At 52.8% G+C, this 10,713-nt stretch carries 10 protein-coding genes and 1 tRNA gene; 5 read left to right on the forward strand and 6 right to left on the reverse strand.

The genetic code is table 11. The annotated features are described in order from the left end of the window. On the forward strand, positions 1 to 2,107 hold a 2,107-nt coding region (locus D6783_05970; protein RME52047.1), incomplete at its 5' end, for a hypothetical protein. 50 nt (positions 2,108 to 2,157) lie between these two features. On the opposite strand, the gene rtcA is transcribed toward D6783_05970, so the two are convergent. From rtcA to D6783_05985, 3 genes are all read right to left on the reverse strand, one after another. Next, entirely contained in the window at positions 2,158 to 3,186 is a 1,029-nt protein-coding gene (rtcA, locus tag D6783_05975; protein RME52048.1) for an RNA 3'-phosphate cyclase, read from the reverse strand. 12 nt (positions 3,187 to 3,198) lie between these two features. Next, complete coding sequence (locus tag D6783_05980; protein RME52049.1) at positions 3,199 to 3,861, reverse strand: hypothetical protein; 663 nt, start codon at positions 3,859 to 3,861, stop codon at positions 3,199 to 3,201. A gap of 149 nt (positions 3,862 to 4,010) precedes the next feature. Then, positions 4,011 to 4,083 (reverse strand) — tRNA-Val (locus tag D6783_05985). 110 nt (positions 4,084 to 4,193) lie between these two features. Here D6783_05985 and D6783_05990 point away from each other — a divergent pair. The 4 genes from D6783_05990 to D6783_06005 all read left to right on the forward strand — a co-directional run bounded on the left by D6783_05990 (position 4,194) and on the right by D6783_06005 (position 6,930). Further along, positions 4,194 to 4,784: an SAM-dependent methyltransferase gene (locus D6783_05990; GenBank protein RME52050.1), complete on the forward strand. Its 591-nt coding sequence runs from the start codon at positions 4,194 to 4,196 to the stop codon at positions 4,782 to 4,784. A 292-nt stretch (positions 4,785 to 5,076) separates the two neighbouring features. Then, the gene (locus tag D6783_05995) at positions 5,077 to 5,748 is read left to right on the forward strand and encodes a hypothetical protein (GenBank protein ID RME52051.1); all 672 of its coding nucleotides are present in this window, start codon (positions 5,077 to 5,079) and stop codon (positions 5,746 to 5,748) included. Positions 5,749 to 5,881: 133 nt separating this feature from the next. Then, positions 5,882 to 6,481, forward strand: coding sequence for a hypothetical protein (locus D6783_06000; protein RME52052.1), 600 nt, complete (start codon positions 5,882 to 5,884; stop codon positions 6,479 to 6,481). Positions 6,482 to 6,573: 92 nt separating this feature from the next. Next, on the forward strand, positions 6,574 to 6,930 hold the full coding sequence (locus tag D6783_06005) for a hypothetical protein (GenBank protein ID RME52053.1): 357 nt from the start codon (positions 6,574 to 6,576) through the stop codon (positions 6,928 to 6,930). A gap of 56 nt (positions 6,931 to 6,986) precedes the next feature. Here D6783_06005 and D6783_06010 read toward each other — a convergent pair whose 3' ends face one another. The 3 genes from D6783_06010 to D6783_06020 all read right to left on the reverse strand — a co-directional run bounded on the left by D6783_06010 (position 6,987) and on the right by D6783_06020 (position 10,553). Beyond that, positions 6,987 to 7,790 (reverse strand): nucleotidyltransferase domain-containing protein, encoded by an 804-nt coding sequence (locus tag D6783_06010; GenBank protein ID RME52054.1) that lies wholly within the window; start codon positions 7,788 to 7,790, stop codon positions 6,987 to 6,989. Between the two features lie 82 nt (positions 7,791 to 7,872). Beyond that, the gene (locus tag D6783_06015) at positions 7,873 to 8,493 is read right to left on the reverse strand and encodes a class I SAM-dependent methyltransferase (protein ID RME52055.1); all 621 of its coding nucleotides are present in this window, start codon (positions 8,491 to 8,493) and stop codon (positions 7,873 to 7,875) included. A gap of 44 nt (positions 8,494 to 8,537) precedes the next feature. Beyond that, positions 8,538 to 10,553 carry a hypothetical protein gene (locus tag D6783_06020; protein ID RME52056.1) on the reverse strand — a complete coding sequence of 672 codons (2,016 nt, stop codon included), beginning with the start codon at positions 10,551 to 10,553 and terminating at the stop codon, positions 8,538 to 8,540. Positions 10,554 to 10,713 lie beyond the last annotated feature (160 nt).

Genomic DNA, 10,713 nt, shown 5'->3' on the forward strand with positions numbered 1-10,713 from the left:
GCCAGGAGAAGTAGAACCCCTCCCTGAAGAAGCATTGACCGATGAAGAACGAGAACTTCCGCCCGATGAACTTCTCAAAAAAGAAGAAGAGGAGCTCTCTGAACTTGAGAAAAAACAAGAGGAAGAGTTAGAAGCCCTGAGACGAGAAGAACTCACCTTAGACACTGACATCCTCGGCGTCGGACACCCTACCGATCAAAAACTAGAACAAGAAAGCCAGTCAAAGCCCGCGGAGGAGAGCGCTACCGACACCACCTCCCAAGAAGAAGACGCCCCGCCGCAGAAAACACCCGAACAAGAAACGAAAACACAAGAAATCATAGAAGAAACAGAAGAAGGAGAAAAAACAGAAGAAGGAGCTCACGGCATCACAGGCGATGAGGGAATAACCGAACCCGCCGAGCCGCAACCTGCAAGCACGCTCCAGCAACCCCCCACGCTTGACGAGGCACAACCAAGCAACACCTCTTCCGTTCAAGAAGGAGACGAGCACACTCTCGAACAAACACCCGAAAACAAAACACAACAGCCCCGTGCTGAGGCGGAAAGCCAAACCCCCCCGCAAGAGGACCCGAGCAAAGAGCTAGAAGCACTCATGGACAAACACCTCACCGAACTTGACGAGGCGCACAAGACCATTGATGAAGAACTCCACACCCTCCTCAGCAAAGAACTGCCACGCAGCGTCATCACCAAAAAAGTCGAGCCGGGAAAAGAGTTCGTCACCCACGACGGTAAAACCTTCTCCGACCTCGTAACCTTCAAAGCAACGTTAGCATCCATGCCACAAGCCGTCTTCAACCATCACGTCACCGAGGAACGCAACGATTTTGCCAACTGGGTGCGTAACGCGCTCGGCCTCGAAGAAATCGCCGATGAAATCGAAACGAGAAAAAAGAAAGAAGAACTCATAGCCCTGCTTGAGAACATCACGAGAAACGCGAAAGAGGAAGAAACACAAGGAGAACCTGAGAGCGAGGAAGGAACAATCCACACCCTCAAGCAAGAACGCATGAACGTCCACGAGCACGTCAGCAAACTCAGCCAAAAAACGCAAGAACTCAACGACCTGCGCGAAATGATTGAGAAACGCATGCAGGAACTTGACGAGAGAGAAAAACAATTTGACAAACTCGTGGAAGAACGCATCAAGGAAGAAAAGACACAGCTCCACGACGAGATACAAAAAGCAGAAGAGGCCAACAAGAACTACAAAAAAGCATTCGCAGCCCTTCAGGAACGAGAAGCAGAGCTGGAAAAACAAAAAGCAGAATTGGAACAGATGATGCAGGATGCAGAAAAGATAACCCTTCAAGCAAAAGAGCTCGAAGAAAAACAAAAGCAACTCGAAGAACGAGAACGCTCCCTCAACGAACTCAAAGCGCACCTCGAACAACGCCAAAAGGAACTCAACACCAAACACTCTACGAAAACGCAAGAAGTAAACAAGAAAGAGCAGGAACTAAGGCAAAAAGAACAAGAACTCAAAAAAAGGGAAGAACGCCTGCAAAAGAAGCAAGAAGAACTCGAAGCAAAACAAGCCGCCCTCGCAGACGAAGAACACACACTCGAGCAGCGAAGAGCGGACATTGAACGGCTTTCAAAAGAACTCGAAGAACACAGCAACAAAGTCAAAGAAGAAGAGAAAGAGTTTAGAAACTACGTGCACGAAGAAAGCCAAAAACTCAAGAAAGCCAGAGAAGAACTGCTCAAGGAAAAAGAAAGCGTTGAAGAAAAACTTGCCGAAACAAAAAAAATCGCGGAGTACGTTGCAAAGGCCGAAGAAACTATCGCGAAGAGCCGGGCAGAACTCGAAGCAAAAGGATTCGAAGCATACCTCAACGCCCAACTCCAAGAAACCGTCCCGGGAGAAGCGAGACAAAGCAGCAACGCCACACCGCACATTTCAGACGTCAACATCTACAGCCTCATCGAAAACTGCAAAACAGCAACAGCAGCGGGAAACCTCGAAGAAGCAAAAGACATCTACAACCAACTACGCGCCATCTACCTGCAAAAAAATCTCGGCGAAACACAAAAGAAAGAACTCTACAACACCATACGGGAACTCTACGACAACATCAACCTCGCCGCGCTCAAGGCGTGAGCGGCACAAAAGCCATCAAAAAAAAAACTTGGGAGCATTCATTCAAACATTCAAAACAACCCACCTGCCTTAGCAACACCTTCCGACACGACGACATGATTTCTTTCCTCTAAAAACGCGTTGCACACGTACACGTTCGACGAAACGTGGCGCGTTCTGCGAGGAAGCAGCACTGAACCGCCAAACACAGCCATGAAGGGTATGAGCATATCCGCCACGTGCACATCAACACTCGACCCGTGGCGAAGCTCATTGAGCAAGGAGCGCGCCGCCCTGGTACCAACCTTCTCTGCTAAGACGCCCCGCTCTCCAAGCGCGTCCGAACCAAGACGGTTTCCCATCGAGTCCTGCCCCATTACCAGCACACCCGCGCCAGGAGACTTTGCTTCAGAGTACGATACCTTTTCCTCAATCACGTCAGGAGGGAACACCCGCTCAAGCACTCCGCGCGCGCCGCCTACCATTCGCTCGGCGACGTTGCCTCCTTGCAAGGACGCTGAAGCAAACGCTTCCACGTACACCCGCTCAATCTTCCCGCGCTTACCTCTCTTTAACGGCTTCCTCGCGCAATGGCGGGGGATGGACACCTCAACAACACCTCCTCCCTTCGGATAAAAACCCCTCCTGTGCACAGCAACACCGACAGGTGCGAGCCGAACAAGGCCAGCAAGGAACACCTCCTTAAAAAAAGCAAACGTCGGCGACCATGCCGTATCCGTTCCTCCTATGAAACGCAGGCTAAATGACCGATCCTCCACCATGCACGGAAGCAAAAGCGCCTGCAATAACAAAGGAATTGACGCCGCCGTCTTCGTGTCCATTTCAAGCCTGCCAGCAACAAACGGGCCGGGAGAGAACGCCATGCTCAAACTTCCCGGTTCAACTCCCTCCGCAGAAGAGCTTGTCAGCGACTCGACTGCCTTGACAGCATGGACGTGCTGATTCTTCAAACCGGGCACGTCTCTTCCCTTTCGTATATGCTCCATTCGAAACGGCTTGCCCGTAACCAAGCTCATCGCGAGGGCAGTGCGCAGCATCGCTCCTCCGCCTTCCCCAACCCTCCCATCAAGAACAATCACCCCTGCCCACCTCTACTGCCTTCTTTTCTTAGCAAGCGGAGGCGAGCCTGTTTCATAACGGACCGGGATGTCAACAGCAGAAGGTGCTCTTTTTCCATCTTTGAACGAAAACCGTTGAGGAAGCACTTCTTCCTGCACTAATTCCTCCAAATACCCCGGCAAAGACTCATCCTTGACTTCCTTGAGCCAGTCCTTCCTCCTAAGGTACGCCACCAAGACATTATTTTTGTAATCCACAACCCAGACCCGAAGCGGCACTCCTCTCTCATCTAATACCTGCTCCAACTTTTTGCGAAACGCTCTCTTCACCACAACGCGCTGCTGCGGCGATACGAGTTCACGTTGCGCCTCCTCAAACCGCATTCGCAGGGCGCTCCCATCCGGGCCGTGAACTACGGGCAAGCTTGCACCCAAGGATGCCAACACCCCCCCATCATAGCCCGTATACGCGCACTCTTGCTGAGGCGCGTTCGGGGGTGGCGCGAGCTTCCACGTCAACACACGCCTCCTCAAATCAGGAGAAAAACCAACCACCCGCATTGGCACACCTTCTCTTTGCAAGTACGCCTCTACGTCCTTCTTGAGCGCGGATAGCGCTTCAGCGTGTTCTCTATACCACGAAACAACGTCTCCATAACACGAACGAACTTCCCGGTCTCGTATACGCTCCTCCATAGCAGGAAGAAAGAAACACAACCCTGTTTAAATACTTCTCGGCACTTGTTTGAAGAACAATACCCATTCGTTCCCCACGCACGGAGTTAAAGAACAGGCGTTACGCTCTCCTGCTCTTGAAGACGAAACTAGCGGAAAAAAAAGAAGAGTGGGCCCGCCCGGACTCGAACCGGGGACCTCTGCCGTGTCGAGGCAGCGTCATAGCCACTAGACTACGGGCCCGTGTGCGCCAAGCGCGCCGCTACTCTGCAGAGTACCACGTGAAAATCCACAACTCTTTTTAAATATTGTGCAGCACCCCCTTCTCTTCCTGTTTCCACCGTTCGCTTCCAATGAAACAAACAAGCACCAAAAGAGAACATCCGCAAACCAACCGGCAAGCAAGCCAACAAACCACTGGTTCATCCCAGCATGCTTGGGACTATTATAATGCCATTGCCGAAGGGTATGACGCACTCTACGGGGAAGAGCAAGAAAGCAAGCTTCGCTTCATCCTCAAACACGTTGCGCTCACGCCTAACGACACCCTCCTCGATGTCGGGTGCGGAACAGGCGCTTCCTTTGACCTGCTTCCCTGCCGGTGCCGGGGCGTTGAGCCAAGTACCGCCCTTATGAACCGTAGCATCCACCGGGAAGCCATTATTCAGGGCGTTGCCGAACAGCTTCCCTTCCCCGACCACGCTTTTGACTACGTCCTTGCGCTGACCATGATTCACCACGCTACCAACCTCCACGACGCCTTGCAGGAAATGGCACGAGTCTGCAAGAAGATGATCATCATCACCGTCCTCAAAAAAAGCCCAAAGCGGAACGCCATTGATACTGCGCTGCGCTCTGAACTCGTGGTCGAGCGCGTTCTTGACCAAGGTGTTGATCTCGTTTACTTTTGCAGGCCAAGGCGGCAAACGCGTGCTGCGCTGTAACACACCCGTCTCCTTCCTTTTGCCCTGAGCACCCCCGGAACACCCCCTAAAGCGACTTCATAGAGCACCAACGAAAGAAACCATGACGAGGCCAGAGCGAAACCTCCGACGCGCTCAGGAATGCCGCCGTCACGAACAGCATAACGATAACCTGCCCCTAAAGGATATCTGCCTTGCCAAGAAACACAAAAAACACAAATTTTATATATACTAAAATACGAAAGTGTATACTGACTGATTTTTTGAGAAACAAGCACAACAAGCACGAACACGACGAAGGTGAGTACAAACCATGAACGACCCATTTCAACCAGCGAGAGCAAACCGACTCAACACACTGTCAGACGTCCTTGGCGCCTACGGCTTTGCAGCCAGCGCCTCCGAGGCCAAACGCATGGCCGAAGAAATCATGAAAACCGAAGCAAAAGCGCTCAAAGACTTCTCCGCAAAAAAAGAGGCAAACACAATGTACTGTAAACGACGAACGCGCAGCCAAACCCCAACAAACCACAACCCATCACAAAATGACACCGCTTCGCAACGCCCCCGCAACCGCTTCTACGAAGAAAACATCGCCCGCCTCCGGCACAACGCACTCCAGTCAAGCAAAGTCGAAATAAACACCGCCTACGAAACTCCCCGCACCTCGACGACCCAAACGACGACAACCCGAACAACACCAGCGCCTCAGCGCGCACCCGCGACCAACTCGCCCCCCTCTTCCACCGTGCAAGAACCCCCACCGATGACTAACAAACCTCTCAACAACAAGGAAAACACCTTCAAAGAAAAAACCACCTTGCAACAACCCAGCCCCGCTCCCTTGCAGAACGCGCCAGCCAACACAGCAGCCAACACACCCGTTCAACCTTCAACACCACAACAAAGCAAACCCGCAACGCCTTCCATGCGCGGCGAAGAGAACGTCGACCTCAGCGACATCTTTAACTTCTCAAAACGATAAGGGAGCAAAAAGGAGCGCAATAAAAGAAAGTCAAGGCAGGGAAAACGAGAAAAAAAACCCCCGAAAAAACAACCAATAACCACTCTTAAATGACGAAATATTTATATAGCGCGGGTGTATTCTCCCTGCCATCATGGCTCCACAAAAAACAACCCTCGCCATCATCTGCTTCCTCGTTCTAAGCCTAGCCATCACCCCCCACTCAAGCGCGGCATTCACGCCCTGGAGAACAACAAGCTATGCCATCTACCCCAACGCGTTCGTCTCCGGACCATCACCCTTCTCCGGCGGGTATGAGGGCAGACCGTACCGGTACTACTACCCCTACGAGCGAACAACCTGGCCGTCACACTACTACACCCCTTCCCCCCTCCCATGGTGGTACAAGAAAGAAGACTGGGATGACGACGACTGGGAAGACCTCGTCGATGAGTGGGAGCGCCTCATCGAAGACCACCTCGACTGGGCAGAGGATTACGAACGATGGGAGCGAAAATACCGCTTCTACACCGGCACGCTCCCCTTGCCCCCAGTACTGCCCTCGACGAGCACCATACCCTCACACACGTACCCTGCAACACCCACACCACTCCCGCCTGGCAGGACATACTACCCCCTCCCCCTCTCCAAATACCCGCTCGAAAAACGATATCAAGACTGGTCATGGGGGTTTGAACGCATGCTCGTGTGCGAGTTTGGCTCCTGCAAAGAACTCAACGTTTTCTTCCGCTAACCAACAACCCGCTCAAACAAACCTTCCCCTCCCCCTCGCCATCCCCTCATCCTCGCAAGATTTATATCCTGCAACGCACTCCCCCTCCCTCCATGACGCTTCGCACCAAGAGCTCCTGGACACGCGTACTCCTCCTCGCCGCCCTCATCGGATGCGCGCTTCTCAGTGCTGTGCCGACACTCGCCTATCCCTGGTACACCTACGCAAGACCATACCACCCCGTCGTGGGCGTGTACGTCTATACTGCGCCGTACTACCCATACGCAACACCCGTCTACTGGAAACCTTCCGCTTACTCATGGCCGAGGTATTACACCTACCCCATCACCTATCGCACCTACTACAGAACGTACTACCGCCCAACCTATTACTACACCTACACCCCACCGCCCTACTACCGATACCGCTACGTCAGAGCAGGGCTCATCCCCGTCGGGTTTTGGTGGTGAACGCCTTTCAGCAAAGGTCAGCAAAGGCGGCTGAAAACACTCTCCCGCCCCCTTCTTCACCGCCTCCCTTTCACCACGTGCTCAAGCGCAGAAACCATGTGCTTGGTCTTTTGCATCAACGCATCGAACTTCTCTGCAGAAATACTCGTTCTTGCACCCGTCGAAATCTCCTTTTGCAGCACGTAGAGCTCTTGCATGTGCTTCGCAAACGACTTCTCCAACAAGTTAGCACTCACTAACCGCTTTTCAAGCAACGCAGCAATGTGCTCGGGCGTCACCGGCATCTCACCAACCGCCATGAGCGCCGCGTGAGCCGCATCCACTCCCGCCCAGTACAAATCAATCACCGCCTGCAACGTGTGCCACGAAGCATTACTCAACGTCACCCGCGCCCTGTTAAAATACGTCCACACCGCCTCGGGGGTCGGACGAATACGCCCTTGCTGCAACAAACGCTGCAAAGGAACAAAAAAATTCGTGTCAATCAAAGCATACCCCTCACGAAGCATATTCAACGCAACCGGGTCGCCCACCCTGACATACTCCCAAAAGCTCGTGAACCGCAGCGTCGTGATGTGCAGCTTCGTTGAAATCTTCGCAACCAAATTCTGCACCATTAGCCGATAAGTGTGCACCAACTCCTTCCCCATCACGATATTCACATCATCCACAATGACCAACACGTCAATATCGTGCGGCTTGCGCTCCTTGCGCGGCGCGCTCCCAAACAACACCACCGCCTTAACAAAGTCCTTCGCCTCCTTCAAAAGCTCCTTGGCGAACTCCGCACTAAGACGAAACGCTTCCTTCGAATACCGCTCAAGATTCGACTGCAAACGCTTGTTAATCGTGAACTCCACAAAGAATCAAGCTACAAACCGCTTTTATAAGCTTTTATCACCATCCAAAAGGAGGTAACCGCCACCAAAACCCGCACCGCCTTCACTTTTGCAAACGCCGAGCAACCCCCCTGCGCGGCGTGAGCGCGTACTCATAAAATGGCCGCTGATCCACCCACACGGTTCGAAGCCGACGAAGCAACTTCGGCCGGTACAACACATCATGCACGAACAGCACCCCGCCAGGACACTCCCTGCACAACTTCTCCTCAAACGCCTCCGAAAACTCGTTATCAGGGAAGGAATAGAACACGTCAAACCCTTTCAGAGAAACCCGAGTGAAATCCCCCCGCACAATACGAACATCCATTCCAAGCGACTTCGCCGCCTCCCTCGCTTCACCACACAACGCAGCATCCCACTCGACACCTTCCGCCCTCGTAAACAAAGAAGCAACCAGCACGACGCGCCCATCACCACAACCCAAGTCACAAAAACGCCTCCGCCTCGCCAGCCCCGCCCTGCTGAAAAACGTGTACAGAACAAACAAGTTCGTCGACCCCCAAAACCCCTTCTGAGTCCTCCGCATGGGAAGCCTCCCCTGCCTGAGCATTGCAAGATCCTTCTCGTGAAAATACGTGGCGATCCGAGAAAAGCGAGCCAGCCTGGCTGCAGCAACACTCACCACGAACGCACCACCCCCTGCTTCACCAAAACAACCCAAAAGCCGAAATCAACCTTCAAAAAAAAGCAACGCCCCCACGCCCATCACTCCAACGGCACCTCCGACCAGAGCCGCCACTCGTTACTCGGCGCATACGCACCTACGATGTAATTCGAAGGAGAATTATACCCAAAATGGCGCTCATGAAACTGATTGAACATGCGAGGCGGAGCCGTTCCGATACCCGCCCCAAAATAAGAAAGCGTATCAGGCAAAGCAGTAGTAGGATTGAACGATCCGGGCTCGACAATAAAATCCTTCACTCCCGCCTCCTCCAAAATCTTCATCGCCTCTTTCACCGGTGTATTCCCCATCCCCGGCGTCAAGTGCTCGTCATGATACCCAAAATTGTCAGTCAAGTGAATATGCCCTAGCACGCCAGCATCAGCAAGCTTCTTAATCTTCCCAACATACCACTGCTTGAAACGCTTATCAAACGCCTCCGGCGACTCCCCCTCCTTTCGCTTCAAGTGCTGACGCCACATGTTCATGTGACCAATATCCAACGTCGACTTAATGTGCTGCTTCGCCACCTTCCTCGCCTGCTCCTCCGACATTCTCCCTTCCTTCACAAGACGCTCAGCCATCGCCTTACGCGACGCCTCAACAATCTTAATAAGCTCGTCCGGGTGCGAACCGTACGTTGCAGGATCATAATTCTCCGGTGCAATATAAATCGGCTCGTCAAGCTCGTGCCTGCGCTCCTGCGTCTTGCGCCACGCCATTATTCCCAAATCCGAAAGTGATTTCGCGGTCTCCTGCAACCCAAACGTTTCAAGATCAACAAAATCATTCATTCGCTTCAAGAGCTCAGCAGCCTGCACGTCAGCGGACGCCGACGCTTGATGCGTATGCCTCATTTGATCTTCATACTCCTTCTTCTTGCGCTCCAAATACTCCACAATCCTCTCCGTTTCGGCCGGCACAAAACGCGGGTCGATCCCGTATTCGGAGACCTGCTTCAGAAGCTGCTTCTTCTTCTCCTCCGGCAAGGAGCCCTCAAGCTTGCGGTAAAAATCAAGCGCTTTTTGCACCTGCTCCCTCGCCTTAGCATACGACTCGTAACGCTGGGCGTGATAGAGCGAATTGCCCTTGGCCTGAGAAATCTGATTAATGAGCTGCTTCCTCGCAAACCACACCGCAGGAGAAATATTCGTTCCGTGCTCTCGATTATACGCCTCCACCTCCTTACAAACATCCTCCCACGAACGCTCCACCGTCTCAAACTGGGTTTCATCCGGCTTCCACGCCGGAACCCGATCAAAAAGCCTGCGCGCATCCATCGGATCAATGTAATGCCCATTCAAATCCACCCAATCCTCATCCCGCACCCGATGCTTGCGCTCCTTGTCACGAAACTCATCCACCTTCTTGCCAGCCTTCCGAAGATCCCCCGCTGTGAGAAACTTTGGCTCGTGCACCGTGTCGTTCTTGCGAAACCCCGTAATACGCCCCGTCTGCTTATCCACCACCATCATCGGCGCACGCGAAGCCTCATCTTCAAACATCTCAAACCCTTCCTTCCCATAATGCTCATAAATCGGTCTTTGCCACTCCCCCGTATGCACCACCACCGCCCCGCCCGTACTGGCATCAGCAGCAAAATCAATGGCCTTCTTCACCTCCACAACACCCATGTTCCGCCGCAAAGGATCAAAACCCTCCCCAGAAAACCCGGCAAGACCCATCACGCCAGGAGCGGCATGAACAGACGTCTTCACCTGATTAAGCTTGGCCAGCTGACGAAGCTCCTCACGATCCCTCTTATCATAACTCTCCGGCGTCGGCTGCTGACTCGACCCCTTACCCGTCCCCATAAACGTCCACTCAATCTTCCGAAACCCTTCTCGAATCCTCGCCGCAAGCGCTTCCCTCGCGTGAGCAAACGGGTTTGCATTCGTCCCCAACTCAGCAAGCCCCAACTTCGTCTGAAACTGCGAACCCTCTCTTTGAGAAATAACCTCCGGAACCGAAAAATCCCCATCATACGTGGCCTCAAGCCCTGCAAAATACTCCCTTCCCAAGTTCATCTTCCAAAACACAATAACCACACCAAGCATTTATAAATGTTTGGGATGAAAGCAAGTCGGCTTCTCTCTGTTCAATAACAGAACTCCAAGAGTAAGGCAAGCGAAGGTTAATCCTGGAAGAGAAAGAGCCCGAATATTATCTTACATAGAATTCTCGAAAATTAAGTTCGGCCTTGGTTTCAGCCCTCCA

The sequence above is a fragment of the Candidatus Woesearchaeota archaeon genome (assembly GCA_003694805.1).
Classification (GTDB): domain Archaea; phylum Nanobdellota; class Nanobdellia; order Woesearchaeales; family J110; genus J110.